This is a genomic window from Bacillus vallismortis, from assembly GCF_040784915.1.
GTDB classification, from domain to species: domain Bacteria; phylum Bacillota; class Bacilli; order Bacillales; family Bacillaceae; genus Bacillus; species Bacillus subtilis_G.
Genome location: NZ_CP160797.1, coordinates 702,138 through 728,284, shown reverse-complemented (window position 1 = coordinate 728,284; position 26,147 = coordinate 702,138). Strand labels below are relative to the sequence as shown.

24 protein-coding genes are annotated in these 26,147 nt (G+C 45.6%); 8 read left to right on the top strand and 16 right to left on the bottom strand.

Features of this window, described 5'->3' with window-relative positions; genetic code table 11:
• Positions 1-232 precede the first annotated feature (232 nt).
• From putP to ABZM97_RS03745, 3 genes are all read left to right on the top strand, one after another.
• Positions 233-1,711, top strand: coding sequence for a sodium/proline symporter PutP (gene putP / locus ABZM97_RS03755; RefSeq protein ID WP_148963519.1), 1,479 nt, complete (start codon positions 233-235; stop codon positions 1,709-1,711).
• Between the two features lie 105 nt (positions 1,712-1,816).
• Positions 1,817-2,515: an MgtC/SapB family protein gene (locus tag ABZM97_RS03750; RefSeq protein ID WP_087991375.1), complete on the top strand. Its 699-nt coding sequence runs from the start codon at positions 1,817-1,819 to the stop codon at positions 2,513-2,515.
• A 112-nt stretch (positions 2,516-2,627) separates the two neighbouring features.
• Positions 2,628-4,007, top strand: coding sequence for an alkaline phosphatase (locus tag ABZM97_RS03745; protein ID WP_367387234.1), 1,380 nt, complete (start codon positions 2,628-2,630; stop codon positions 4,005-4,007).
• 53 nt (positions 4,008-4,060) lie between these two features.
• Here the strand turns inward: ABZM97_RS03745 and ABZM97_RS03740 are convergent, their stop codons facing one another.
• Genes ABZM97_RS03740 through ABZM97_RS03730 form a run of 3 tightly spaced genes read right to left on the bottom strand, consistent with a single transcriptional unit; the run spans position 4,061 to position 6,037 of the window.
• The gene (locus ABZM97_RS03740) at positions 4,061-5,062 is read right to left on the bottom strand and encodes a phosphotransferase enzyme family protein (RefSeq protein ID WP_333518771.1); all 1,002 of its coding nucleotides are present in this window, start codon (positions 5,060-5,062) and stop codon (positions 4,061-4,063) included.
• Positions 5,055-5,654 carry a phosphopantetheine-binding protein gene (locus ABZM97_RS03735; RefSeq protein ID WP_367387233.1) on the bottom strand — a complete coding sequence of 200 codons (600 nt, stop codon included), beginning with the start codon at positions 5,652-5,654 and terminating at the stop codon, positions 5,055-5,057. The genes ABZM97_RS03740 and ABZM97_RS03735 overlap by 8 nt, the downstream gene beginning before the upstream one ends.
• The gene (locus tag ABZM97_RS03730; RefSeq protein WP_367387479.1) at positions 5,570-6,037 is read right to left on the bottom strand and encodes a condensation domain-containing protein; all 468 of its coding nucleotides are present in this window, start codon (positions 6,035-6,037) and stop codon (positions 5,570-5,572) included. The genes ABZM97_RS03735 and ABZM97_RS03730 overlap by 85 nt, the downstream gene beginning before the upstream one ends.
• 14 nt (positions 6,038-6,051) lie before the next feature.
• Here ABZM97_RS03730 and ABZM97_RS03725 point away from each other — a divergent pair, with 14 nt between their 5' ends.
• The gene (locus tag ABZM97_RS03725) at positions 6,052-6,285 is read left to right on the top strand and encodes a hypothetical protein (protein ID WP_367387232.1); all 234 of its coding nucleotides are present in this window, start codon (positions 6,052-6,054) and stop codon (positions 6,283-6,285) included.
• 114 nt (positions 6,286-6,399) lie between these two features.
• The gene (locus ABZM97_RS03720) at positions 6,400-7,014 is read left to right on the top strand and encodes a serine hydrolase domain-containing protein (RefSeq protein ID WP_367387231.1); all 615 of its coding nucleotides are present in this window, start codon (positions 6,400-6,402) and stop codon (positions 7,012-7,014) included.
• Here ABZM97_RS03720 and ABZM97_RS03715 read toward each other — a convergent pair.
• From ABZM97_RS03715 to ABZM97_RS03695, 5 genes are all read right to left on the bottom strand, one after another.
• Positions 6,965-8,158, bottom strand: coding sequence for an MFS transporter (locus tag ABZM97_RS03715; RefSeq protein WP_087991361.1), 1,194 nt, complete (start codon positions 8,156-8,158; stop codon positions 6,965-6,967). The two genes, ABZM97_RS03720 and ABZM97_RS03715, sit on opposite strands and share 50 nt — an antisense overlap.
• 125 nt (positions 8,159-8,283) lie before the next feature.
• A complete protein-coding gene (locus ABZM97_RS03710; protein ID WP_087991360.1) occupies positions 8,284-9,474 on the bottom strand; it encodes a CamS family sex pheromone protein in 1,191 nt (396 codons plus the stop codon).
• Between the two features lie 15 nt (positions 9,475-9,489).
• Positions 9,490-11,496 (bottom strand): NAD-dependent DNA ligase LigA, encoded by a 2,007-nt coding sequence (gene ligA, locus ABZM97_RS03705; RefSeq protein ID WP_253268879.1) that lies wholly within the window; start codon positions 11,494-11,496, stop codon positions 9,490-9,492.
• A gap of 23 nt (positions 11,497-11,519) precedes the next feature.
• Positions 11,520-13,739, bottom strand: a complete 2,220-nt coding sequence (gene pcrA / locus ABZM97_RS03700) for a DNA helicase PcrA (RefSeq protein ID WP_367387230.1) — start codon at positions 13,737-13,739, stop codon at positions 11,520-11,522.
• 61 nt (positions 13,740-13,800) lie between these two features.
• On the bottom strand, positions 13,801-14,487 hold the full coding sequence (locus ABZM97_RS03695) for a heptaprenylglyceryl phosphate synthase (RefSeq protein ID WP_087991357.1): 687 nt from the start codon (positions 14,485-14,487) through the stop codon (positions 13,801-13,803).
• A gap of 247 nt (positions 14,488-14,734) precedes the next feature.
• On the opposite strand from ABZM97_RS03695, the gene ABZM97_RS03690 reads away from it, so the two are divergent.
• On the top strand, positions 14,735-16,312 hold the full coding sequence (locus ABZM97_RS03690) for an FMN-binding glutamate synthase family protein (protein WP_367387229.1): 1,578 nt from the start codon (positions 14,735-14,737) through the stop codon (positions 16,310-16,312).
• 37 nt (positions 16,313-16,349) lie between these two features.
• Here ABZM97_RS03690 and ABZM97_RS03685 read toward each other — a convergent pair whose 3' ends face one another.
• Genes ABZM97_RS03685 through ABZM97_RS03675 form a run of 3 tightly spaced genes read right to left on the bottom strand, consistent with a single transcriptional unit; the run spans position 16,350 to position 19,431 of the window.
• Positions 16,350-16,664 (bottom strand): YerC/YecD family TrpR-related protein, encoded by a 315-nt coding sequence (locus ABZM97_RS03685; protein WP_087991355.1) that lies wholly within the window; start codon positions 16,662-16,664, stop codon positions 16,350-16,352.
• 2 nt (positions 16,665-16,666) lie between these two features.
• Positions 16,667-17,662, bottom strand: a complete 996-nt coding sequence (locus tag ABZM97_RS03680) for a DUF3048 domain-containing protein (RefSeq protein WP_087991354.1) — start codon at positions 17,660-17,662, stop codon at positions 16,667-16,669.
• Between the two features lie 26 nt (positions 17,663-17,688).
• Positions 17,689-19,431, bottom strand: a complete 1,743-nt coding sequence (locus ABZM97_RS03675) for an adenine deaminase (protein WP_253268876.1) — start codon at positions 19,429-19,431, stop codon at positions 17,689-17,691.
• 129 nt (positions 19,432-19,560) lie between these two features.
• Here ABZM97_RS03675 and ABZM97_RS03670 point away from each other — a divergent pair, with 129 nt between their 5' ends.
• On the top strand, positions 19,561-19,794 hold the full coding sequence (locus ABZM97_RS03670) for a DUF2892 domain-containing protein (protein ID WP_087991352.1): 234 nt from the start codon (positions 19,561-19,563) through the stop codon (positions 19,792-19,794).
• Here ABZM97_RS03670 and ABZM97_RS03665 read toward each other — a convergent pair.
• Entirely contained in the window at positions 19,685-21,076 is a 1,392-nt protein-coding gene (locus tag ABZM97_RS03665; RefSeq protein ID WP_367387228.1) for an APC family permease, read from the bottom strand. The genes ABZM97_RS03670 and ABZM97_RS03665 overlap by 110 nt on opposite strands.
• Before the next feature lie 143 nt (positions 21,077-21,219).
• Here ABZM97_RS03665 and ABZM97_RS03660 point away from each other — a divergent pair, with 143 nt between their 5' ends.
• Complete coding sequence (locus ABZM97_RS03660) at positions 21,220-21,642, top strand: Lrp/AsnC family transcriptional regulator (protein WP_087991350.1); 423 nt, start codon at positions 21,220-21,222, stop codon at positions 21,640-21,642.
• Positions 21,643-21,682: 40 nt separating this feature from the next.
• Here ABZM97_RS03660 and purD read toward each other — a convergent pair whose 3' ends face one another.
• The 4 genes from purD to purM are packed head-to-tail and all read right to left on the bottom strand — an operon-like array spanning position 21,683 to position 26,126.
• A complete protein-coding gene (gene purD, locus ABZM97_RS03655) occupies positions 21,683-22,951 on the bottom strand; it encodes a phosphoribosylamine--glycine ligase (RefSeq protein ID WP_289346599.1) in 1,269 nt (422 codons plus the stop codon).
• Positions 22,952-22,966: 15 nt separating this feature from the next.
• Positions 22,967-24,505, bottom strand: coding sequence for a bifunctional phosphoribosylaminoimidazolecarboxamide formyltransferase/IMP cyclohydrolase (purH, locus tag ABZM97_RS03650; RefSeq protein WP_087991348.1), 1,539 nt, complete (start codon positions 24,503-24,505; stop codon positions 22,967-22,969).
• The gene (purN, locus tag ABZM97_RS03645) at positions 24,502-25,089 is read right to left on the bottom strand and encodes a phosphoribosylglycinamide formyltransferase (protein WP_202328344.1); all 588 of its coding nucleotides are present in this window, start codon (positions 25,087-25,089) and stop codon (positions 24,502-24,504) included. Before purN ends, purH begins: the two co-directional genes overlap by 4 nt.
• Positions 25,086-26,126 (bottom strand): phosphoribosylformylglycinamidine cyclo-ligase, encoded by a 1,041-nt coding sequence (gene purM / locus ABZM97_RS03640; protein WP_087991346.1) that lies wholly within the window; start codon positions 26,124-26,126, stop codon positions 25,086-25,088. The genes purN and purM overlap by 4 nt, the downstream gene beginning before the upstream one ends.
• Between the last annotated feature and the right edge of the window lie 21 nt (positions 26,127-26,147).

The following is a 26,147-nucleotide window of genomic DNA, read 5'->3' as shown; positions in this document are numbered from 1 at the left end:
GAATATTTTTAATTTTATTCATTTATGAAAGCGCTTTATCTCTTAGTCCCTTCTAGGTTTTCAGCGGTATTTCTTACTGCTGCTGAAAGTTTCATCGCTTGAATGGCCGGGAATACTTTGTTAGGTTAAGTTAACAAGTGCACCAAAATAGGTCACACTTGCGCCAGACTTAACTGGCACCATCAATTGGAGAGGTGATGTCACATTTATAGGATTGAAGAGAGGGTAAAACGTGAGTATTGAAATTATTATATCGTTAGGAATTTACTTTACTGCCATGCTGTTAATCGGCTGGTATTCATTTAGGAAAACAACTGATATCAACGATTACATGCTTGGGGGAAGAGGACTCGGCCCGTTTGTCACTGCTTTGTCTGCCGGTGCGGCGGATATGAGCGGATGGATGCTGATGGGAATTCCGGGGGCCATGTTCGCCACAGGTTTGTCGACATTATGGCTTGCACTCGGCTTGACAATCGGCGCGTATTCGAATTATCTTCTTTTGGCTCCGCGTCTTAGAGCGTATACGGAAGCGGCGGATGACGCGATTACAATTCCCGATTTCTTTGATAAAAGATTCCAGCATTCTTCATCAGTGCTTAAAATTGTATCAGCTTTGATCATTATGATCTTTTTCACATTGTATACGTCTTCTGGTATGGTATCAGGCGGAAGATTATTTGAATCTGCTTTTGGAGCCGATTATACACTTGGACTCCTGCTGACTGCGGGCGTTGTCGTGTTATACACACTGTTTGGCGGTTTCCTTGCTGTCAGTCTGACTGACTTTGTACAGGGTGCGATCATGTTTGCAGCACTAGTGCTTGTGCCGATCGTTGCTTTTACCCAGCTGGGCGGCGTCTCTCCTGCTTTACATGAGATTTCAGCCGTGGACCCGAAGCTATTGGATATTTTTAAAGGCGCGAGCGTCATTAGCATTATTTCTTATTTGGCCTGGGGTTTAGGCTACTATGGTCAGCCTCATATCATCATCCGTTTTATGGCGATTAAGCATATCAAAGATTTAAAACCCGCGCGCAGAATCGGGATGAGCTGGATGGTGATCTCCATTCTCGGTTCAACTTTAACGGGTTTGGTCGGTGTGGCTTACGCACATAAATTCGGAGTAGTTGTAAGTGATCCTGAAACGATTTTCATTATTTTTTCTAAAATATTGTTCCATCCATTGATTACGGGATTTTTGCTGTCTGCTATTTTAGCAGCGATTATGAGTTCGATCTCTTCTCAGCTTCTGGTCACAGCGAGCGCCATGACAGAGGATTTATACCGGACATTTTTCAGACGTGAAGCATCAGATAAAGAATTGGTCATGACCGGCCGTCTGTCAGTGCTCATTATCGCGGTCATTGCGATTCTGATGTCCTTGAATCCGAGCAGTACGATTCTTGATTTAGTTGGGTATGCGTGGGCCGGATTCGGTTCTGCTTTCGGGCCTGCCATTCTTCTGAGTCTGTATTGGAAACGGATGACTGAATGGGGCGCTCTTTCAGCCATGGTTGTCGGAGCTGCGACAGTATTAATTTGGATTACAACTGGTTTAGCTGACTCTACAGGCCTCTATGAAATGATACCTGGATTTTTCCTGAGTATGATCGCGGGTATTATCGGCAGCTTGATCACGAAACGTCCTGCAAAAGCCTCGTATCGATTATTCGGTGTCATGGAAAAGCTGTTAAAACGCAAAAAGTAAGCAATAAGCCATCAAGCACCGCTTGGTGGCTTTTGTGCTCTTGTTTTGCTATAAATACTGTGAGAAAATCATATTTATTTAAAAACACCTTAGAGAAGGGGGAAGTTGCTGTTGAGCTGGTATATTGATCCTGATATTTTATTAAAATTGGGCATTGCCACATTGATTGGCATGGTCATCGGGCTTGAGCGCGAATTAAAAAATAAGCCGCTCGGATTAAAAACCTGTATCGTTATCGCCGTCAGCTCATGCATGCTCACGATCGTCAGTATTAATGCGGCATATCATTTCCCTAAATACTATCGCATTATGATGGACCCGCTGCGTCTCCCGGCCCAAATTATCTCCGGCGTCGGATTTATCGGTGCCGGTGTCATCTTGCGGAAAAGCAACGACGTCATTTCCGGCCTGACAACATCAGCTATGATCTGGGGTGCAGCGGGGCTTGGGCTGGCAACCGGAGCCGGGTTTTATAAAGAAGCCTTTGCCAGTCTTCTGTTCATCCTGATCAGCGTGGAATTTTTACCATGGGCGATCAGAAAAATCGGTCCCGACCGCCTGCAGGAAAAAGACATCCGCATCAGAATGTCGCTTTCGGATAAAGACAAAATGACAGATATTTTAAAAGAAATGAAAAGAAAAGATATTAAAACGCACTCCGTCCGGATCGATGACCTGGGTGAAAAGGAATTTCCAATCATGGAAGTCAAGGTCCGCGTTCATAAAAACAGGTACACGACCGATGTCTACTATGACATTAAAGACATTGAAGGCGTAGTCGGCGTAAAATGTGATACATTGTAAAAGCCAATGGGGTTAGATTCCCTATTGGCTTTTCGCTGTTATCGAAAAAAGCATTGAAGTCTCTATCATTTTCAAATAAAATACATATTAGTAAATAAATATAACAAGGGAGATGTTTCTTATTACCAAAGCGCGTTTTACAGTAACTGTCACCCTCATTTTGACTGCTTTCTTAAGTGTTTTCGCCATAACAGAATTCATATCCTCTCCTCATTCTCAATCATCTAAGACAAGCAGCAAGAACCCTAAAAATGTGATCTTAATCATCGGAGATGGAATGGGTATGCCGATGATTAACAGCTATAGGACATTAAAAAGCGAAAAGCTGAATACCCCCGTCCAAACAGCATGGGACCCTTATTTAACAGGCATGCAGATGACACATCCTAACGATCCCAGAGACAATATTACTGATTCTTCGGCTGCTGCAACCGCCATGGCAACCGGAACGAAAACATATAATGATGCGATTGCAGTAGACAACAAACATCAGCAGCTCAAAAGCGTAACAGAAGCTGCCAAAGAGAACAAGATGTCCGTCGGCTTCGTCGTGACTTCGGACTTAACCGACGCCACCCCCGCTGCTTTCGGTGTACATAACGTCTCACGGAAAAACTACACTGAAATTGCGGACCAATTCTATGATGAACGTATTAATGGTTCTCATAAGGTTGATGTTTTACTCGGAGGCGGAGCGAAATATTTCATTCGCAAAGACCGAAATCTTGCTGAAGAATTCCAAAAAGACGGCTATCATTATGTGAACACAAAGCAAGACTTGAAAAAAAACCAGCACGATAAGCTGCTCGGACTGTTTGGAGAAGTTGAATTAGATAAAGCGATTGACAGAGAGAACAGCACACCTTCTCTAAAAGACATGACAGAAGCGGCACTCACCCAGTTACAGAAGAACGAAAACGGTTTTTTTATGCTTCTGGAAGGAAGCAATATAGACAATGCAGCCCACGAAAATGACGTGGTGGGCGCTCTGAGCGAAATGGAAGATTTCGAGAAAGCTGTTCAAGCTGCTCTGGATTTTGCGAAAAAAGATAAAGAAACACTGGTTATTATTACAGCTGATCACTCTACAGGCGGTTTCTCTTACGGTGCAGAGGGAATGACGCGCGAGACCGGCTATAAATGGGATCCTTCCCTAATCATCGCCGCTAAAAAAACGCCGGGCTATATGGCAGAGAAGATCGCTGAAGGCCAAGATGCCGAGAAGGTGCTTAGCACTTATATTAATATGAAGCTAACGGAAAATGAGATAAATCAGGTGAAAAACGCAGCCTCACAATCAAATACAGCTGCTGTCCAAAAAAGCATTCAATTGATTTTTGATAAACGGTCTTTTTCAGGCTGGACAACGTTAGCCCACACCGGTGAAGACGTACCGGTTTATGCTTACGGACCGGGAAAGGGAAAATGGAAGGGGCTCATCGACAATACGCAGCAGGCGAAAAACATTTTTGCTATTTTAGAACAAATATAAAAAACTCCGGCTCACAGCCGGAGTTTTTTAATAAGGGGATCGGCGCAAATTTCTTACGCTAACTTCGAAAAGTCAAATTCGGTTATCGGCGTTTGATTTTCGATATCGTTTCTGAATCCCTTAAGCATTTCTTTTTCTTCTTCTCCTATTGAATCAAGGTCAAACATTTGATGCAGCAATCCATAAATCAGCATATGGCGCAGACGGAGGAAATCCGGGATTTTCTTGAGCCACTCGGCGGCAATTTCATTTTCCTCCCTGTATCCCTTTATAAAATGCGTCATAAATTCTTCTGTAAAGGCTGCTTTATTTTCATATGGGACGACTGGATACCATAGGACATTGTAAAGGAGAATGCTGATATCATTCACAAACCAGTTGTACCCAATATCATCAAAATCAAATGTAGTGATCTTACCATGATCCCAGTTAAAATTACCATGGTGAAGATCTGCGTGAACAAGGCCGTAGCTGTCACGGTTTTTTGGCAATTGACGCAACTCATTCATTAAATCGTCCGCCTCTTGAAAAACCTTTGTCTGATCTTCGGGAACATATTTTCTGAGCTTTAATTGCTCTTCTTCATCCCACTCCTGTCTTTTAAATCTAGGATTGCTCAGTTTATAGCTTTTTGTCAGGCTGTGCATCTTCCCTGTATATCTGCCAAGCTCGAAAAATAGGGTTTCGTTCCACTCCGATTCGTCTACTTTATGACCCGGCGCCTTTTCATAGACTCTCAATAAAAATGCTCCGCCGTTTCCGTCCGGCACTTCCTCAACATCTTTACCGGTTAACGACGGAATTGGTTTGGCGACTGAAAGCCCGCCTTCAGCAAGATGGTGGAGCCATTCCATCTCTCCCATTATATAATCCGGCGACCGGCGAATCGTGTGTGTAATCTTTAAAATATAAGATTCATTGTCTTTGGCAAACTCATACACATAGTTTTCCGCATCCGCTAAAAACTGTACTTGATCTCTAGTAAATCCATATATAACGGCAGCTTCTGCCAAAACCTTATCTTCATCAAAAATTGCTTTAATATCTTTATGCATGCTGATTCTCCCTCTTCATATATTTAGATAATTCCCTTATCGTGTGTTTTTTCGCATGATTCAACTCATCAACATACCAGCCTTTCTTTTCCATCTCTACTTCCATTTTGACAGCGAGCAACGAATTTCCTCCCAAATCAAAGAAATCGTTGTCAATTCCTACATAATCCAAGTGGAGGATTTCCTTCCAAATGTCCACAAGTATTTTTTGCTGTTCTGTCTTCGGTCCGCTATCTTCTGTTTCAGCTCCTAATTGTTCCTTTACTAGCAGCGCCCGCAAATGCTTCGGCTGATGAGTATCTAAGGCCAGTAAATATGGAGAATGCAAGGATTTTTCAGCATGTAGCACTTCCCAATGAGCGCTTGTGTTTTCCATTAAAGCGGGTTGCAATCCGTCATCCGCAATCGCTTTCTCCTTTTTGCCAGACGAAGGCTGTAAAGAGGATGCCCATTCAATATGCCTGCTTTGATCCTCTACCTCATCGGCTGATATGTGATAAACCGTTTTTAACGGACCCGTCTCTTTCTTAAAACGATGTGCAGCCAAAAATTCAGAAAAGGCGCGGTTTCTGCCTGAATCCTTAAACTCCAAGGACTGAGCAGTTTTTGAGTCATCTGGCGGCTCAAAGCCCGTTTCAGTTTTAAGCTATTTTTAACTTTGGAATTTTCCGAACAAGCCTCATAGAGAGGCTCAATCTGTTTCACTTTTTCATCCCAATAGCTGCATTCTTCTTCCGCTTCACGCGAATTAGCATATTCATGGATCGAATCTGAAAATTTTTGATAAGAATGTGTCTTTAAAGGAAGTCTCCTCTCTTCCTTCTTATCTATTGAATGTAAAAGAGTAAGAAAATCATCAATCAAAATTTTCCATGATACACCGTCCGTGATCAGGTGATCTAGGAGAAGTTGACCGTTTTTTAGCAGACAAATCAGAATACCGGATAACCTATTTAAATTCAGGAGCCGAGTCATCACCGGAAAATGATTTGACAATCAGTCTTGATTTGACAGCGGGAATCTATGACGGACAGCTAACGTTGGATTTAATCTGCAGCGATCTTTATCAAACAGGAGATATGGAACAGCTTTTAGATGAGTTTTCTGTACAGCTGAAGGAGCTGGCAGAACATTGTTGTAAACAAGAGTCTGTCGAATATACGCCATCAGATTTCGAGACCGCCTCATTATCTATTGAAGAATTGAATTCTTTGTTCAAATGATGAGAAACGTATGGATGGTTTTATGTTTTTGTCTGTCAATTCTAGTCTGGGATGGCGGGCAGGTAAACACTTAGACGCCAGTTGATAAGCGCTGACGCCCTGATTGAAAAGCAAATGAAGAAAAGCGGAATACCCGGTATTTCTATGACAGTGGTAAAAGGAGATGATGTTGTATATGAAATGGGATTTGGTTATGCCGGCGAAAGGCGTAGCCGCCCTGTAACTACTTCGACATTATTTGAGATGGGCTCATCCTCTAAAGCGTTTACTGCACTGGGTGTACTTAAGCTTGTACGTTCGGGGGCAATCAGCCTAAATGACCCTGTCAACCGGTATATCAGCGGATTTTATCCAGTTTATGACGGAAAGAAAGTAGATATCACAATTGATCAGCTGCTGCATCATACAAGCGGGATTCCTTTTTTATCGATAGCTGATATCAAAGTTGATTCAAAAGAAGATGCCTTGGGGAAAACGGCGAAGGGATTAAGAGGAGTTGAGCTTAGCCATAAACCGGGAAGTACATCTGAATATGCCACAATCAATTATGATGTGCTGGGATATATCATCGAACAGGCATCAGGCCAGCCGTACAAGCAATATATGGCTGAGTACGTTTTTAAGCAGTTAGATATGTCAAACACGTATGCTGGACGTCACGCTGGACATAATATATTGTCTATATTTGTTCATTTTTTAATTTTATTGATAGAAGTGCTGAAGCAGTAAAAATGATAAAATTCAAGAAAAAGACATATTGCACACCAAGCCAATCAGTAAGACTGCTCATAATTAAGATGGAAGCGCCGTATACAAATGTACTTATTGTATGCTGAGCAGACAGGATTTTCGGCAGCATTGTTTCGTTTATGTTCTCCTGTACATACGTTCTGATCGCAATCCCCCTGAGCTGAAATGATGGTCCCAGAATAAAGACAAAAAGCAGGGATGCCAGCGCATACTTGTTTAGTGCAAGACATAATGTGCAAGCGCCTATGGCAAGTGATGTCCATAAGATCATTGAGAACAGTTTTCCACTGATGTTTTTCGAAAGTTTCCATACAATTAAACCGCCTGTAATGGTGCCGGCGAAATAGCTTGCATTAATAAATCCCCACCATGTCTCACTTTTATGAAGCACTTCATCGACATAAACAAGAATGATGGCCCCAGTCCAAATGCTTCTGCCAAACATAGATAAAAGTTCTAGAACAGTCAGCATTCTGATGACAGGCATTTGATAAATCGCTTTCCAGCCAGCTGAGATTTTATCAATAAAAGACTCATTTTCTTCTTTTTCAGCATCTCCTTTCCCGGCATCCTTGACAAAAAATAGAGACACTGTCGAAGTGCCATAAAGCACAAAAGTCAGCATTAAAAGCAATTGGGGCCCTAGCCATTTGATCAAAATGCCGCCGAGCAGCCAACCGAGCAAGAGCACGATTTGATCAGAGGTTAATACAAGACTATTTGCTTTCAACAGCATGGATTTGGGAACAAAACGGGGAATCATAGAATTTCTGACCGGGATGGTTCCTCCATCTAACAGCGACATGAAAAATACGATTAAAAAAAAGATAAAAATAGATTTAAAATCTATGATAAATATAACAAGCAGCAAAGATAAAAGAATAGTTTGCGTCAGCTGCAAAAAAATCAAAATTTGTTTGAGCCTGTATTTATTAATAAAAACAGGTATAAATACTGCGCTTAATGACTGTCCGACAAATTGCATCATAGCCACAAGCGATGCCAAAAAAGCTGAGTCTGTGACTTGATAGGTGAATAGGGTCAGAACCAGCACATATAGAGAATCCCCTAAATTGGCAATTGATTGACCCGCCCATATGAAATAAAAGGATTTATTTTTCATAATTTCAACCCTTTTCTATTTTTAGAACATCATAACATAAATATATACCCTCTCCAATGATACCTAAATTCAACATAAACGCAAAATAACCCCAGCGCCGTTGCGACGCAAGGGGTTACCTTATTTTAGTCATAAATATGAACAGTCGGCTCTTTATCTCCTGCATTGCGGATAATGACCGCTTCCTGTCCATCTGAAGATTTGATATTCACTTCAAGATTAAGTGAGCTCTTAGAGTAGTAATCCATCACTTCACCCGTTAAGAACTGGGTAAACGCGACGACTTCACTTTTTCCATAGAATTGCATTGGAATGTCGATCTTCATTTTCGTCATTTCATCATTTTCATACAACGCTGCACCTACAACGCCTGTGTAGTTCGGGAAATACTCTTCGATTGAGTTTTTGAACCGCTTAAAGACCTCGGTGTCATCCGGGTATTTTTCTGCTGTGGTTGTATCCGCCGGATAAAAAACATAAGTTTCATTGATGTCATCCCAATTCGAGATATCCGTGGAGCCTGCTTTGACTTCTGTTTTGGAGATGAAGTTCCCCGGTACAATCGATGTTTTTGACGCCTGCTTGTAAAGCGCGATGGTGATCGGCACATTCTTCAGGTTATCTTTTTTACGGAGGCGGTTAATGACCTCCTGTGCGATTTTTTCTCCCTGTTTGCGGAGCGTGCTGTCCTTAATCTCCACCTCTTTTTGAGGGTCGCCTGTTTTTTCACGATAGTAATACACAGAGTTCAACGCCAGTCCGATCATCACGCCGCCAAGCTGGATGGAATTCTTGTCTTTTCTGACTAAATAATCGTGCTCCAGCATGGACGCTAAATAAACCGGGCTGCTTTCGTATTTCTCTTCTGTTGAACCGGAGTTTGGCAGCGCCGGGTTCAATCCTTCATTTTTGAAGTCTTTATCTTCTTTTTGGGCTTTTTTCAGATCTGAGCCTGTTTTTTTCCGTGCCAGCCAGCTTAATACTGTATCTTCATCTAAATATTGCCCTTCTTGGAACAGGTAATCTTCAGTCGAGAAAGAATCTTGGGCAAGACGCATCAGCCCTGTTTCAAACTCATCAATGTCCAGTCTTGTATTCAGCTGTTCCGTCGTCAAGCCTCGCGCTTTTCCCGCCTTAAATGGCAGCACCATTTTGTAATAGGAGTCAGAGATATTATATTTCGGGACAATCGCTTTTTCTGACGATTTCGCTGTCTTTTGCGTGATCTCTTCCTCCTTCTCCCCCCCAAAACCTGACGAGCAGGCAGACAGCATTAACACTGCCGCCGTTGCCGCCATTGCCAACGTCTTTTTCAATAGAAAACACTCCTCTTATTTCTTTAGCTCTCCTATTAACTGCTCTTCATTCCACACTTCAATGTCCAGCTCTTGCGCTTTTGTCAGCTTGCTTCCCGCCGCTTCTCCGGCGATGACCAAGTCTGTGTTTTTGCTGACGCTTCCAGTCAGCTTTCCGCCGAGCGCTTCGATTTGCGCTTTGGCTTCGTTTCTAGACAGTTCTTCCAGCTTTCCTGTCAGAACAATTGTTTTACCGGCAAAGTAAGAATCGCTGTCCTCTGCTTTTACTTTTTTCGGGCCTTTGTAGAGTGTGTTTACGCCCAGCTCCTGAAGTTCATTCAAGAGATCAAGCATTTCTTCTTTATGAAAATAAGTGATGACCGCGTCAGCCATTTTTTCACCGATTTCATCGATCGCGAGAAGCTCCTCTTTGGAAGCTTTTTTCAGGTTCTCCAAACTTTCAAAATGCATAGCGAGCGTCTTTGCGGCCTTTGAGCCGATAAAACGGATGCCGAGCCCGAATAGCAAGCGTTCTAACGAATTTTCTTTTGATTTTTGGATGGAGCCGATCAGGTTTTCAGTGGACTTTTCTCCCATTCGTTCGAGCTGAATGACCTGTTCCTTTGTCAGCTTATACAAATCCGCCACATTGCGAACAAGGTTCTCCTCAAACAGCTGTGTGATGACTCGTTCGCCAAGCCCGTCAATGTTCATGGCATTGCGGGAAACGAAATGGATCAGCCCTTCCCGGATTTGCGCCGGGCATTCAGGATTAATGCAGCGGAGCGCCACTTCTCCTTCGATACGAACGAGCTCGCTTCCGCATTCCGGACATTCCGTCGGCATGCTGAATTCCTTTTCTTCTCCCGTGCGCTGTTCAACTAGGACGTTTACGACTTCCGGAATGATATCGCCCGCTTTTTTGATGACGACCTTATCCAAGATCCGAATGTCCTTCTCTTTAATTAAATCTTCATTATGCAGGGATGCTCTTGAGACCGTTGTGCCGGCAACTTTTACCGGCTCGAGAACCGCGGTCGGCGTAATGACACCCGTTCTGCCGACATTTAATTCGATATCGAGAAGCTTTGTCACGACCTCTTCAGCAGGAAATTTATACGCGATGGCCCAGCGCGGGCTTTTCGCCGTAAAACCGAGCTCCTCCTGCTGATCGAGGGAATCTACTTTAATGACGATGCCGTCAATTTCATACGGGAGGTCAGCGCGCTTAGCCTGAAACTCATCGATCAGCGCGATGACTTCTTCTATGCTGCGGCATTTTTGTCGTTCCTGATTCGTTTTAAATCCGATTTCATCGAGAAAATCAAGTCCCTGGCTTTGCGTCTCCACCCCAATTTCATCAAGCTCCGCTATACTGTAGACGAAGATATCGAGATTTCGTTTCGCCGCAATTTTCGGATCGAGCTGTCTGAGTGAGCCCGCGGCGGCATTTCGCGGATTGGCAAACGGTTCTTCTTCATTTTTGATCCGTTCCTCATTGAGCGCTTCAAACGAAGGCTTCGGCATATACGCCTCGCCGCGCACTTCGATGGACAGACCACGTTTCATTTTGAGCGGGATATTGCGGATCGTCTTCAGATTCTCCGTAATATCCTCACCAGTCGTGCCATCACCTCTTGTGGCGCCTCTGGCAAAATAGCCGTCTTCATAACGGAGAGAAACAGCAAGACCGTCTATTTTCAGCTCCACATTATACGCCACATCGTCACCGACCGCCTGACGCACCCGGCGGTCGAAATCACGGAGATCATCGGCATTAAAGGCGTTGCCCAAACTGAGCATCGGCGTGCCGTGAGTGACTTTCTGGAACGCTTCAAGCACGGCTCCGCCGACACGCTGCGTAGGAGAGTCAGGCGTTCTGAGGACTGGATGCTCCTCCTCGATCGCAATCAGCTCCTGCATCAATCTGTCGTATTCGGCATCAGGGACGCTCGGTTCATCTAAGGTGTAATATTCATAGCTATACTTGTTGATGGTGCGGCGCAGTTCTTCTGCCCGCTGCTTCGCTGTTTCTTGGTCCATCTGCTTCTTCCTTTCCTCTTCAATTACTGCTTTTCAATAGGAGCGAATGCCGCTAATAGGCGTTTTACGCCGACAGGGCTCGGGAAGGCGATATCAAGCTCCGTCCCTTCTCCTTCGCCTTTCACACTGACGACAGTTCCCGTTCCCCATTTTTTATGGCCGGCCTTATCTCCAACTGCCCAGTTTAAGGTGTCACCGCCTGTTTTGCCGGCGTAGGATACCGGACGTGAAACAGGGCCGCGTCTCGGCTGCATTTTTCTCGCAGACGGCGTTCTCGTTTCTTTTTTCTCATTTAGGTTTTCCAATAATTCATCCGGTATTTCAGCAATAAAGCGAGATTCCGGGTTCATATTTGTTCGGCCAAACAAGGTGCGCATTTTGGCGTTGGTCAGATAAAGCTCCTGCTCCGCTCTTGTAATCCCAACGTAAGCAAGGCGGCGCTCTTCTTCCATTTCCGCTTCCTCCATCAGTGAACGGCTGTGCGGGAAGACGCCTTCTTCAAGCCCCATCAAGAAAACAACCGGGAACTCCAGCCCTTTTGCGGCGTGCAGCGTCATCAGCGTGATCGCATCCTTGCCGCCGGATTCCTCTTCTTTCTGGTCGAGCTGATCGATATCGGCGATCAGTGCCAAATCTGTCAGGAACGCAACGAGTGTTTTATCTTCGCTTTTCTGTTCAAAGTTTTTCGTGACAGACAGGAACTCGTCGATGTTTTCTAAACGGCTTTGCGCTTCGATTGATTTCTCAGCCTTCAGCATTTCTCTGTATTCGGTCTTATCGAGAATTTCTTCTGTCAGCTCTGTAATAGACAAGTAGTCCTGCATATTGGTCAGGTTCTCAATCATCTGTCTGAAGCTGTCGAGCGCGTTGGCCGCCTTAGCGCTGACGCCGATAAAATCAACCTGCTGAATCGCTTGGAAAAACGACAAGCCGTTCATCGCCGCATACGAAGCGATTTTTTCAAGTGAAGTGGCGCCGACTCCGCGCTTCGGCACGTTGACAATACGTGTGAAGCTGATATCGTCATCCGGGTTGGATACGAGGCGCAGGTACGCGAGAATGTCTTTAATTTCTTTTCTGTCATAGAACTTTGTGCCGCCGACAATGTTATAGTTCAAGCCAGCTTTGAGAAGCGTTTCCTCAATTACACGGGACTGGGCGTTTGTCCTGTACAAAATGGCGATATCCGACAGCTTCCGCTTGCCTGAGCTGTGAAGCTGATAAATTTTACCGGCAACAAACTGTCCTTCGCCGAACTCGTTATCTCCGCGGTAGTAAGCAATTTTGACGCCATCATCGTTTTCCGTCCACAGATTTTTCGGTTTGCGGTTTGAGTTGTTTTTGATGACCTCGTTAGCCGCGCTCAAAATCCGTTTCGTTGACCGGTAGTTTTGTTCAAGCAAAATCACGCTTGCGTTCGGATAATCTTTTTCAAACGAAAGGATGTTGGCGATATCCGCGCCGCGCCATCTGTAGATCGACTGATCCGAGTCCCCGACCACGCAAAGGTTCTGGAAACGCTCCGCAAGCTGCTTAACAAGCATGTATTGGGCTCTGTTCGTATCCTGGTACTCATCAACATGGATGTACTGGAATTTGCGCTGATAAAATTCAAGCACTTCCGGCACACGGTCAAACAGTTTAATCGTTGTCATAATTAAATCGTCGAAATCGAGCGACTGGTTTTTCAAAAGCTTTTTCTGATAATCAGCATATACGTCGCTGACCACCTGATCGTAATAACCGCCGGCAACTTTAGAGAATTCCTCCGGTTCGGTCAATTCGTTTTTCGCACCGCTGATCGTGCCCAGGATGCTTCTCGGATCAAACTTTTTCGGATCAAGATTGCGTTCCTTCAAAATCCCTTTGATGACCGAAAGCTGGTCCGCCGTATCAAGGATGGAGAAATTGCGGTTGATCCCGATCCGGTCGATATCTCTGCGCAAAATCCGCACGCACATGCTGTGGAATGTGGAAATCCAGATATCGTCCGCGCCCGGTCCGAGAATGCTTTCCACACGTTCTTTCATTTCTCGTGCCGCTTTATTTGTAAATGTGATCGCCAGAATGTTCCACGGCGCCACATGTTTTTCCGCCATTAAAAAAGCGATTCTGTGTGTCAGAACACGCGTCTTTCCGCTTCCCGCTCCCGCCATCAGCAAGAGGGGCCCGTCCGTTGTTTTTACAGCTTCCTGCTGAACAGGGTTTAATCCGCTTAATAATTGATTGCTAATGTAATTCAAAATTCGTTCACCCGCCTATACAAAACATATGTTCTATCATAAACCAAATCCGTACAATTTACTACTCGCCTTTCACAGCCGCTACTGTTTTTAAAGCCCGGTCAAAATCTTCATACACCGCATTGCCTACAACAACCACGTCCGCATGCTCCGCAAACTGCTTTGCCGTTTCCGCGTCCTTGATGCCGCCGCCGTAAAACAGGGTGGACGTTTCCAATACAGCCTTCGTTTTCTTCACGGCTTCTATGTCTCCAAGCATACCGCTGTATTCCAAATAAAAAATGGGAAGCTGCAGCAGCTCAGACACACGCGCATAGGCGGCAATATCGTCAACACTCAGATCGGCATTCGCCTCAGTTAATGCAGCCGCTTTGCAATCCGGATTTGCGATGCAGTAGCCTTCCGCCACAATTTCTTCCATAGACATCAGTTCTCCGTATTCCTTCATGGCCTTCTGGTGCATTCCGACAATCCAGTCCGCGTTTTTGCTGTTTAGTACACTCGGAATAAAATATAAGTCAAAGCCGGGAACGATCGCTTCAATCGCTGACACCTCAAGGACACACGGCACTAAAAACCGTCTCACCTTTGACATCATGCGCAAGACATTGTCCTCTGTCACACCATCGCTTCCTCCGATAATGACCGCATCCGTTCCTGATTCACAAAGAATCTCCAGCTGTTCATCAGGCAAATCTTTATTTGGGTCGAGTTTAAAGACATGCTTCCACTCCGTTACATCGTACACGTCATACGTTCCTCCATTCGTTTGTTACCATTTAAACATTATAACAAATTCACATAGCGCGTAAAAACGGAAAAAGCCGTTAATCTCGTTATTCACTGAAAAAGGTGTTTTGATTCTTTTTTCATAAAAAAAGAAAGCTCCAGAAAGCCTTCAATAGCTTCAAGGCCTAGGCAAATGACTCCCTTCTGTTATTGTTTGGAAAGCGCTCAACTGTGGAAAAGGTTACATAAAAAAGGGAGGCTGACAGATGGAAACCTTCATCATTGCACTTATCGCATTTCTTATCGGGATCATTGCCATCCCCATCGTTTTGTTTGTCTGGATCTACATAAAGGATGAAAAACAGCAGGAGCATTCGATCCTCCGAAACTACCCCTTGCTAGGAAGATTTCGATATATCCTTGAAAAAATCGGGCCGGAACTCAGGCAGTATTTATTCAGCAATGACAATGAGGGCAAGCCCTTTTCACGAAAGGAATATGAGCAAACCGTTATCTCGGGCAAATACAAAAGCAGAATGATGGGCTTTGGATCTGTAAAAGATTTTGACAAACCAGGCTTTTATATCCGTAATGCTCTATTTCCGAAACAAAAAAAAGAATTGCACGTAAACCAAACACCTAAAATTGAAACCCAAATCTATGAAATAGAAGCTGACAATCTGTTCAAACGAAAGGAACACGCCGAACAAATCAAGGCCGATCCGTATTATCTCCACCCTGATGATGTGCAGGTGATCGGCTCCCATACATGCGAGAAGCCTTTTTATGTGAAGGGATTAGTCGGCCAGTCCGCCATGAGCTACGGTTCCCTTGGAGAACGAGCGATTACGGCGCTCTCAAAAGGGCTTCATCAGGCTGGCGGCACATGGATGAATACCGGTGAAGGGGGATTATCTGAGTATCACTTAAAGGGCGGCGCCGATATCATTTGCCAAATCGGTCCGGGTCTTTTCGGCGTGCGCAAAAGAAACGGAGAATTTTCATGGGAGGAGTTTAAAAGAAAAAGCAGGCTTGACCAAATTAAAGCGTTTGAGCTAAAGCTGGCGCAAGGAGCGAAAACCCGCGGCGGCCATGTGGATGGCGCCAAAGTATCAGAGGAAGTGGCAGACATCCGGAATGTCGAACCCGGGAAATCAATTGACAGCCCGAATCGCTTTCATGAATTTTCAAACGCTCCTGAAATGCTCGACTTTATCGAGAAACTTAGAGATGTCGGGCAAAAGCCTGTGGGAATCAAACTTGTCGCAGGCCACCCTGACGAATTGCGCGAGCTTTTCTCTTATATGCAGAAAAGCGGAAAGCATCCGGATTTTATTACGATAGACGGGAGTGAAGGCGGTACTGGCGCTTCCTTTTATGAGCTCGCTGACACAGTCGGCCTTCCGATTATGACAGCGCTGCCTATGGTTGATACACTGCTTAGACAATACGGCTTGCGCGGCCAGCTGAAAATTTTTGCTTCCGGAAAGCTCCTGACTCCTGACAAAATTGCGGTCGCCTTAGCCCTCGGCGCTGACTTTGTCAATATTGCGCGCGGGATGATGTTTTCTGTCGGCTGTATCCGCGCCCTCGTCTGCCACACCAATACATGTCCGGCAGGTGTAGCGACAACAGATCCAAAACTGCAACAAGCACTAAGCGTTGAGGAAAAACAGCATCGTGTCTGCAACTACGTCATTTCGCTGCGCGAGGGACTGTTTAATCTCGCAGCTGCAGCCGGCATCAATTCGCCCATCCACTTTTCCAAGGAGCATGTTGTCTATCGAAAAGAAGACGGAAGCATCGTCGACATCGACAAACTGATCAACCAATTTGTTTCATAAAGAAACCGCCCATGCCAAACGGCAGGGCGGCTCTTTGTTAGTTTGAAGAAGACCCTGTTTCCGTCTCCTTCACACGGTCAAGCGCCATTTCATAAGCGTCATTTCCGTAATTTAAGCAGCGTTTCACACGGGAAATCGTAGCCGTGGAAGCGCCTGTTTCTGTTTCAATCTTATGATACGTGTTACCTTCGCGAAGCATGCGCGCCACTTCTAGGCGCTGAGCCAGCGATTGAATTTCGTTAATTGTGCAAAGATCATCGAAGAACCGGTAACATTCCTCCAGGTCTTTCAGCGATAAGATCGAGTTGAATAACTGGTCCAGCTCTTTGCCGCGTAATTTATCGATTTGCATCGTTACACACCTTCTCCTTTACTAATGGAAGCCGCATCGAGATCAGGCACGATATTGATCCAAGTTTTTCCGGGCACAAGCGGCAGCCATTTGCCGTCTTTCACCGGCACAATTCTGCCGTTTACTTGTTTCCAGTCTGTTTCAATAACGTTTCCGCGCTGAAACAACAGACCTTTCCCCCCTGATTCTAGATCGATGTCCCGCCTTCCATCTTGATCAATAATATGATGGCTCGCTTCAACAATGAAAATATTCTGCATTGCAACCGGCTTTCCGGTTTCCCGGTCTGTCGTAATGACACCATCAGAGCTTCTTGTATAAGCTTCGGCTTTTTTATCATAGTTGTATTCGACAAGATTCGTAACGTTCTTTGTTCCATAATCTACCCGAACATTGTAAAAGTCATTTGCAGGTTTTGCTTCTGATGTTTGAAACAGCAGCGGATCTGTTTTCTGCTTCAGCTCATATCCCATTTGCTCCGCCGCCTTTTTTATGTAATCATAAGACGTGTAGGAATTGTGGGGCGGTTTGCTGAAATCAGCTCTCCAAAATAAGCTTCCGTCAAAATCCAATCCGTTCATATAATCGGCAGCTCCGGATTCCAGCTGCTCTTTGGCGCCGGGACTCCAGCCGTGATGGACAAATATGCTGTCAAAGCCATTGCTGAGAGTGACGAAATATTCCCGCGCGCTCCGCACAGGCCCGACAGTTTCGGGCATCTGGCTTTGGAAAATGGCCAGAAATCTCGTAATTTGCCCTTCGGCAAGCGCTTCTATGACAATATCGGCTTTAGACAGTCCTGACTGCGGCCTCGCCTTCGGGTGATTATTCACCATAACAGCAACAGGCCGGCGTTCAGTCACCTTCTGTTCCGTCTCCAGTCCTGTCAAAGGAGCTTTCGGCTTCTTTTCAGAATCCGGGACAGCATCCTTCTGCTGGCAGGATACCAGCAGAAAAAACACGATACACAGCACGCAAACTGTCATCCATTTTTTCATATGTCGGCTCCCCGCTCTTTTATATTTTAACGCATTATCGATGGAAAGAGTACAGTTTTTTTCATGACGTCGAAGATTCCTCTAGGCGTAATGCGTATATACGGAAGGTGCGTACTTTGCAAAAAGAGCAGCGTATAGACGGGATCACAAAACTCGTAACCTCTTTCAGTCAAAAGATCTTTCAGCTTTTGTTCCTTCTCCAGCACGTCTTCATACGCTTCCGAAGAGGCGCAGCCGCACAGCGCAAGCGGAATTTCATGCAGAATGTTCCCGTTTTCCGCAAGAACGATTCCTCCTCCGATCTCTTTCATGCGGGCGAAAGCGAGCAGCATATCCGCTTTATTTTTTCCGATCGCGACAATATCACCTGTCGTCGTAAAGGAGCTCACAAATCCCTGCACGCTTGAGGCAAAGCCTTTTATCATCGTATTGACACGCCATTTCCCATGTCTGTCAAGCATCGTCAAATAACTTTCATCATGGTCAAACGAGAGCTGTTCCATCGAATTGTCGATCTCAATCATATACGGCTCCATAATGACCGCATTCCGCATTTTCACGCCCATCGGCATGGAAAACTGTAAATCATCCATCGTCATATCATATGAAAGCTCAAGCGGGACAAGACCGCCTTTGCTCCAGCCCGTCTTTGTAAACGCCTTCAAATCACAGCCATCTTCACGAAGGATGGCCCCTTTTGAGAGAACGGTCACGGGATTGGGATTTAACGGATCTTCTAGTACGTTCAACGATGCCAGCCTTCCCGGTCCGACAACTCCTAAATAATCATCCATTTGATAATACTTTGCAATATTAAATGATGCCATATTGTAGGCGTCGATTGCCGGGACTCCTTCTTCTAACGCGATGCGGATCAGCTCGTTTGTCATGCCGCCTTTATAAAAATTAGGCGTCGCGCCGTCTGTCGTGTAAAAGAAATGGTCATAATAGCGGAAACCCTTCTCATGCAGCTCCCGCAAGATTTTTCTTACATCAGGGCGAATGGAAGAGTTCCGAAGGGAAACATAATAGCCCAGTTCCAGCCTTCTCATCACTTCATCACCTGTCATCGCTTCATGATCACAATCCGCTCCGAACAGCTTCATTTTTGTAAGCGTTTTATTTGAAGCGCCGGGAAAATGCCCTTCAATGCGTTTTCTCTGCTTCTTTGTAGCTTGCATGCAGTGAAGCATTAAATCATCACCATCTACCAAACGCGGCCATCCGGTCATTTCTCCGCCTTGAATCACATCCGGATGTTCAATCCACTGCTTTCTGACATCAAACGGAAGAACGTGGTCCTCGTTCAGAACTTCGGTTTGGAGGTCATAACGTGACCACCAAAAATATTGAACAGGCTGCTTTTTGAGTTCATTTAAAATGGTAAGCGCTTTCTTTTTTCCGCTTTGTAAAAGCAAAAATAAGTTATCATTCACAAATGTCGTTGTTCCGTATTGAGACACATATTCCGCCAGCGTTTGGGGATTATATATTTGAAAAGGATGTGCGTGCGGTTCGATGTACCCTGGCACAATGTATTTTCCTTCACAATCAATTGTATGAATTTCTTCGGCTCTATTCGGAAGTTCATGGCCCACATAAACAATGCGGTCCTGATAAATCCAAATGTTTTTTTTCAGCCATTGTTTTACATATGGATTTAAGACGAGAGCATTCCGTAAAAGGAGCGTTGGAAGCAGCTTTGAGTCTACAACATCAACCTGTGCCCTGATGTCTTTGTTTTTCCAGTTAAAGGTGCGTTCGGACATTCACATACTCTCCTTTACATGTATTAGACTCATGTTATCACATCCTTCCTCATCACGCATGATAAAAACGTTACAAATTTTTGAAGGTTCAATTAAAAAACTTTTTTAATTAAAAAGGAGCGGATTTCCATGAAGCCAAACATCAGTCTCATCAATGCCGTCTTCAGAATCGCCTGCGGACTGACGATTATGTCAGCCGCCAGCGCAAAGTTTACGAAAAAGCCTTGGTGCAGAATGCACCTCTTTTACATCTTTATGGGGGCCATGAAAGCAGGATCGGGAATCCTGCGCTTCTGCCCTGTGACCTACATGCTTCAAAACAGCGCTTCCGGTCATAACGAACAAGAGCATCAAGACAGATGAACAAAAAAAGCGAAACGTGATCAGGCTTTTTCTCATGACATTTCTTTGTCTTCATATAGAGATACCCTGCGGCTGCCAGTGCTGCTGGATAAAGGACTGCCCAGCCGCTGAATGAGTAAATCACTGCGCACGCCGCAAAAGCCCCTAACGCCATCCACCAGCCTGAATCTCTCCAGCTCAACAGTTTTAGCGCTGCCGCCATTGTACATATGTATGATGCGATGAATGCCGCACTCGGCCCTTTTAACAGTGTTGTTAAATCGGTTTTAAAAAGGCCATATGCCGCAAGCACGAAGCCAAACACTGCGGCCAGCGCTGTTAATACACGGATAGGCGTAAGTTTTGTCTCACTGAGTTTCCCGAAATATACGGGAATGTGCCCCTCTCTCGCCAATGCGTACACCATTCTGGAAAAACCCGCAATATTAGCATGAATGGTGGCGAATGTGATAAACAGTGCTAAACACACCGTTACATATACTCCGCCTTCACCGACTCCTTTTGATATGAGCATGGCAAGTGATGCGATTTCTCCATTCACTCCGTATGAATGAGTACCTATCGTCACAAACGACAGCATGATATACAGCCCTGCCACACAAGTTGCCGCTAAAAACAAGCTGAGCGGGACATCTTTTTCAGGATGTGTAAACTCTTCAGCCAATGGTGTAATCATTTCCCAGCCTACAAAAGAGAAAAAAATCATTACAGAAACAGATCCTGCGGCAGACCAGCCATGCGGAAGAAACGGCTTGAATTCTGCTGCTTTGACGTGAGGAAATGACACGGCAATCGAAGTGACAAGCAGAATTACGATGACACAAATAACGAGTGTACTGATATTAGCGGATAGTTGAATGCCTTTTATATGAAGCAAAATGGAGACACCCAACATACAACCTGCAATCAATGTAATCTGCCAATCCGAAGCATCTGTGACGTAACTGACGTAATGCGCGCCAGTCAAAGCGATGACAGGAACACCGATTGGAACGGACCCTAACATGATCCAGCCCAAAACCGCTCCGGCTTTTTTCTGAAAAGCCAACTGCACATAAGCCGTGATTCCTCCGGCGCTGGGCGCTATTTTCACAAGCCGGGCCAGCGTGCCGACAAGAAGAAATGATAAGAAAGACATGAACACCCAAACAAATAAAGAAGCAGGACCGGCTGCGTCAGCTGTGACAGACGGCAGAATTAATATCCCGCAGCCTAAAACGGCCCCAATCGTTAATGCCGTCCCTTGTATCCAAGTGATCGAACGCTGCAATTCTGGCAACATGATGCCTCCTCTCCCGTTGATGGCTTTATTATAGGAAAAATAAGACGGCATCCATATGCTACAATTAAGTTAAATCGACAGCATCACCTTATGATAAAAGGAATTTTCACGAATTCTCTTAAACATGTAAAGGAGCCAGACAAATGGACGAAACAGACCTTCACATCCTCTCGCATTTGCAGCGAAATGGCAGATTAACGATGGTTGAGCTGGGAAAGCTTGTTGGACTCAGCTCTCCAAGCGCGGCGGAACGTGTCAGGAAGCTGGAAGACAAAGGAGTGATTACCGGCTACAGCGCGAATATCTGTTATGAAAAACTAAACAAGCATGTTACCGCTTTTATCCTGATGGAACCGAAAAGCTGCAAACACTACGCCGCCTTTGCCACAGCGCATCCGGATGTGACAGAAAACCACCGCATTACAGGCATGTACAGTTATGTGACAAAAGTGGTGACAGAATCGGTACATACGCTTGAAGATTTTATTGACGCCTCGATGGTCCACGGAAAACCAACCACGCTGGTTGTGCTTTCTTCTTCCGCACACCACCCCGCTTTTGCATAACAAAAAACCCGCAGTTCAACCTCTGCGGGTTTTCTTCACTTTATTTTTGGGCAGCCTTTAAAGCGCGTGCCCCAATGTCTTTTCTGAAAAAGAGTCCCGGCTTGATGATCTCATCAACGGCTTTGTACACTCGGTCTCTCGCCGCTTCAAACGTGTCATCAAAAGCCGTCACATTGGCGACGCGGCCTCCGTTTGTGACGAACTCTCCGCCTTCTGCTTTCGTTCCGGCATGAAAGACCACAACCTGATCAGTTTCCGCTGCAAGGTTGCCAATCGGCGTGCCCTTTGCATAGCTTTCCGGGTACCCTTCTGAAGCAAGCACCACACTCACTGCCGCGGTATCCTTCCATTTCAAGTCGACTTCTTTATCTTCTAAAAGATCAAGAAGCACCTGTACCAGATCAGATTCCATGCGCGGAAGCACGACCTGTGTTTCCGGGTCGCCAAAACGGGCATTAAATTCGATGACCTTTGAGCCGTTTTCAGTGAGCATCAATCCCGCGTACAAAACGCCAGTGAAGGAACGGCCTTCTTGTACCATTGCTTTTGCAGTCGGCTTGACGATCGTTTCCACCGCATGGCGGACGGTTTCTTCTGAAATTTGCGGAACTGGAGAGTAAGCGCCCATTCCGCCCGTATTCGGGCCTTTGTCTCCATCAAACGCCCGCTTGTGATCTTGGGCAATCACCATTGGATACACCTTTTCTCCTTTGACGAATGCCATCAGAGAAAATTCTTCGCCGGAAAGAAATTCTTCAATGACAACAGACGCGCTCGCATCACCGAATTTTTCATCCTCAAGAAAATCATGCAGACATGCAATCGCTTCTTCCTCTGTCATAGCAACGGTTACGCCTTTTCCAGCCGCAAGTCCATCTGCTTTTATGACAATCGGAGCGCCTTTTTCCTGCACATATGCCTTTGCCTCTTCAAAGGATGTGAACGTGTCATATTCTGCAGTCGGAATATCGTATTTCTTCATTAAATCCTTAGCGAACTGTTTGCTGCCTTCGATGATCGCAGCGGCTTTTGACGGGCCGAACACACGCAGACCGGCCTTTTCGAATTCATCCACCAGACCTTCAATTAAAGGAACCTCGGGGCCAACAATGGTCAGGCCGACCTGATTTTCTTTTGCAAACGAGACAAGCCCGGCGTGATCGCTTTCCTCAATGTTTACAAGCTGTGCGGAATCAGCCATACCGTCATTTCCTGGAGCTGCAAATACGTTCTCTACGAGACTGCTTTGCGCCGCCTTCCATGCCATCGTATGTTCTCTTCCGCCTTTACCGATAATGAATACATTCACGTCGTTTTCATCCCCTTAATGTTTGAAGTGTCTAATGCCAGTGAATACCATGGCAATGCCGTACTCATCTGCTTTTTTGATGGAATCCTCATCACGGATCGATCCGCCTGGCTGAATGATGGCCGTAACGCCCGCTTTTGCCGCTTCTTCGACAGTATCCGGCATTGGGAAATATGCATCAGAACCGAGCGCGCTGCCTTTCGCTTTTTCACCTGCTTGCTCAATGGCGATTTTTGCTGATCCGACACGGTTCATTTGGCCTGCTCCCACGCCGACTGTCATGTTGTCCTTCGCGAGAACGATCGCATTTGATTTCACATGCTTCACGACTTTCCAAGCAAGCTTCAAGTCTTCCCACTCTTGCTCGTTCGGCTCTCTTTTTGTCGGAACGCTGATCTCAGCATCATCAAAGCCGTGCATATCCAAATCTTGAATCAGCAGTCCGCCTTGAACAGATGTCAGCTGTTTTTCCTTTTGAGCAGCAGCTGTCATATCAAGTGTCAGCAGACGAAGATTTTTCTTCGCAGTCAGGATGTCAAGCGCTTCTTGGCTGAATGAAGGCGCAATGATGATTTCTAAGAAAATGTTGTGAAGCGCTTCGGCAGTTGCCTTGTCCACTTCGCGGTTCAGGGCGATAATGCCGCCGAAGATCGAAGTTTTATCCGCTTCAAACGCTCTGTCAAACGCTTCTGCGATCGTTTTTCCAGTTCCTACGCCGCACGGATTCATATGCTTGACGGCAACCGCAGCCGGCTCAGTGAATTCGCGAACGATTTGAACTGCCGCGTCCGCGTCTTTAATGTTGTTGTAAGAAAGCTCTTTTCCGTGAAGCTGTTCTGCTTGCGCAATGGAGCCTTTGACAGGAAGAGCTGTTTGATAGAATGTCGCTTCCTGATGCGGGTTTTCTCCGTAGCGAAGTGATTGTTTTTTCTCAAATGTCACAGTGAATTGCTCTGGTTCTTTTTCACCGACAACATCTGTCAGATAGTCAGCGATCAGTGCATCATACGCCGCAGTATGACGGAATACTTTTGCCGCCAGCTCGCGTTTTTTCTGAAGTGATACGCCGCCTTCTTCTTTGATTTGATTCAGCACTGGGCTGTAATCCGTCGGATCGACGATAACCGTTACATCCTGATGGTTTTTTGATGCCGCACGCAGCATGCCCGGGCCGCCGATGTCGATATTTTCGATCGCTTCTTCATATGTGACATCTGCTTTAGAAATCGTTTCTTTAAATGGATAGAGGTTGACGACAACGAGGTCAATCGGCTGAATCCCATGTTCATTGATCTGCGCCATATGCTCTTCATTGCCGCGAACCGCCAGAAGGCCGCCATGAATATTCGGATGAAGTGTTTTAAGCCGTCCGTCCATAATTTCAGGAAAGCCTGTCACTTCAGAAATTCCGATGACATTCACACCGTTTTCTTGAAGAAGCCTTTTCGTTCCGCCTGTTGAAATGACTTCAACGCCAAGCTCTGTCAGTTCTTTTACGAAAGGAACGAGATTTGTTTTATCTGAAACACTGATTAATGCACGTTTAATGGTCATGCCTTTTCACCTCTGTTATTTAATTCTAATAGCTGTTTAATCACAATGGGATACCATTTATGCTCAAGTTTGTGAATCCGCTGTTCGATTGTTTCCAATGTATCATGTTCGTTAATTTCGATTGCCTTTTGAGCGATGATCGGGCCTGTATCCATTCCTTCATCGACATAATGCACGGTGATTCCGGCAACCTTCACACCCGCGCGGTACGCCTGCCCGACTGCGTCGATTCCGGGGAACGCCGGAAGAAGCGACGGGTGAATGTTAATGATTTTTCCTCCGTAAGCCTGAAGCAGCGTGTCACCGATCAGCCTCATATAGCCGGCGAGAACGATCAATTCAACGTTATGAAGGTGAAGCTGTTCAATAATGGCCCGTTCAAATGCGGCCTTGTTTTCATAAGACTTCGGTTCAAATGCAAAGGATGGAATATGGAACGTTTCCGCCCGTTCGATGACTTTCGCCTGCGGTTTGTCGCAAACGAGAAGCGATACGGACGCATCCCAGTTCTCCTCTTTCAAACAAGTGACGATGGCTTCGAAGTTTGAACCGTTTCCGGATGCAAATACCGCAATTTTTTTCATGAAAGTGCCGCACCGCCGAATGTGACGCCTTCGCCTTGTTTCACACGCCCGATCAAATAGGCTTTTTCGCCATGGCTTTCAAGCGTTTCGATCACATCTGTCAGATGCTCTTCTTTGACTGCCAAAACAAAGCCGATGCCCATATTAAAGACGTTGAACATGTCTTCTTCCTTCAGCTTGCCGTACTCTTGCAGGAAAGAGAAAATCGGCGGGATCGGCCATGAGCCGTGATCGATTTCCGCGCTTAAGCCTTCTGGAAGCATGCGCGGGATATTTTCGATGAATCCTCCGCCTGTCACGTGCGCCATGCCGTCGACTTTTCCACTCTTCACCGCGGCGAGCACAGGCTTCACGTAAATTCTTGTCGGTTCAAGCAGCTCCTCGCCAAGTCGGCGGTCAAACGGTTCGTATGTTTTATCAAGATCCAGCTCCGCATCATCTAGAAGCACTTTTCTGACAAGGGAAAATCCGTTGCTGTGAAGGCCGCTGGAGCTGAGGCCGATCAATAGATGGCCCTCCTCGATGTTTTCACCAGTCACGATTTCGTCCTTTTCAACCACTCCGACTGAGAAACCGGCAATATCGTATTCATCAGCTGTATATAGTCCCGGCATTTCAGCTGTTTCGCCGCCGACTAAGGCTGAACCTGACTGCTCACAGCCGTCCGCCACACCTTGTACGATTTGCTCAATTTTCACAGGATCCGCTTTGCCGACCGCTAAATAATCAAGGAAAAATAGCGGCTCTGCACCTTGTGCCAGCACGTCATTGACACACATCGCAACAGCGTCCACGCCAATCGTGTCATGCTTATCCATAGAAAAAGCGAGCTTTAATTTTGTGCCGACACCATCTGTTCCCGAAATTAAAACCGGTTTTTGATAAGAAAGCTCAGACAGGTCAAACATGCCGCCAAAACCGCCAAGGCTGCCCATAACGCCAAGCCGTTTTGTACGCTCCACATGTTTTTTCATTCGTTTTACAGCTTCATATCCGGCTTCGATGTCAACCCCTGCGTTTTTATATGCTTCAGACATCCTATTCACTCCTTTAGGCGC

Excerpts from the sequence above, each read along its gene's own strand:
- ABZM97_RS03745 (WP_367387234.1), top strand. The coding sequence starts at position 2,628 with ATGTTTCTTATTACCAAAGCGCGTTTTACAGTAACTGTCACCCTCATT.
- purM (WP_087991346.1), bottom strand. The coding sequence starts at position 26,126 with ATGTCTGAAGCATATAAAAACGCAGGGGTTGACATCGAAGCCGGATAT.
- ABZM97_RS03730 (WP_367387479.1), bottom strand. The coding sequence starts at position 6,037 with ATGACTCGGCTCCTGAATTTAAATAGGTTATCCGGTATTCTGATTTGT.
- purH (WP_087991348.1), bottom strand. The coding sequence starts at position 24,505 with ATGACCATTAAACGTGCATTAATCAGTGTTTCAGATAAAACAAATCTC.
- ABZM97_RS03665 (WP_367387228.1), bottom strand. The coding sequence starts at position 21,076 with ATGTTGCCAGAATTGCAGCGTTCGATCACTTGGATACAAGGGACGGCA.
- ABZM97_RS03680 (WP_087991354.1), bottom strand. The coding sequence starts at position 17,662 with ATGAAAAAATGGATGACAGTTTGCGTGCTGTGTATCGTGTTTTTTCTG.
- ABZM97_RS03660 (WP_087991350.1), top strand. The coding sequence starts at position 21,220 with ATGGACGAAACAGACCTTCACATCCTCTCGCATTTGCAGCGAAATGGC.
- ABZM97_RS03715 (WP_087991361.1), bottom strand. The coding sequence starts at position 8,158 with ATGAAAAATAAATCCTTTTATTTCATATGGGCGGGTCAATCAATTGCC.
- ABZM97_RS03675 (WP_253268876.1), bottom strand. The coding sequence starts at position 19,431 with ATGTCCGAACGCACCTTTAACTGGAAAAACAAAGACATCAGGGCACAG.
- ligA (WP_253268879.1), bottom strand. The coding sequence starts at position 11,496 with ATGGACCAAGAAACAGCGAAGCAGCGGGCAGAAGAACTGCGCCGCACC.
- ABZM97_RS03720 (WP_367387231.1), top strand. The coding sequence starts at position 6,400 with ATGAAGAAAAGCGGAATACCCGGTATTTCTATGACAGTGGTAAAAGGA.
- purN (WP_202328344.1), bottom strand. The coding sequence starts at position 25,089 with ATGAAAAAAATTGCGGTATTTGCATCCGGAAACGGTTCAAACTTCGAA.
- ABZM97_RS03740 (WP_333518771.1), bottom strand. The coding sequence starts at position 5,062 with ATGCATAAAGATATTAAAGCAATTTTTGATGAAGATAAGGTTTTGGCA.
- ABZM97_RS03685 (WP_087991355.1), bottom strand. The coding sequence starts at position 16,664 with ATGCAAATCGATAAATTACGCGGCAAAGAGCTGGACCAGTTATTCAAC.
- ABZM97_RS03690 (WP_367387229.1), top strand. The coding sequence starts at position 14,735 with ATGGAAACCTTCATCATTGCACTTATCGCATTTCTTATCGGGATCATT.
- ABZM97_RS03670 (WP_087991352.1), top strand. The coding sequence starts at position 19,561 with ATGAAGCCAAACATCAGTCTCATCAATGCCGTCTTCAGAATCGCCTGC.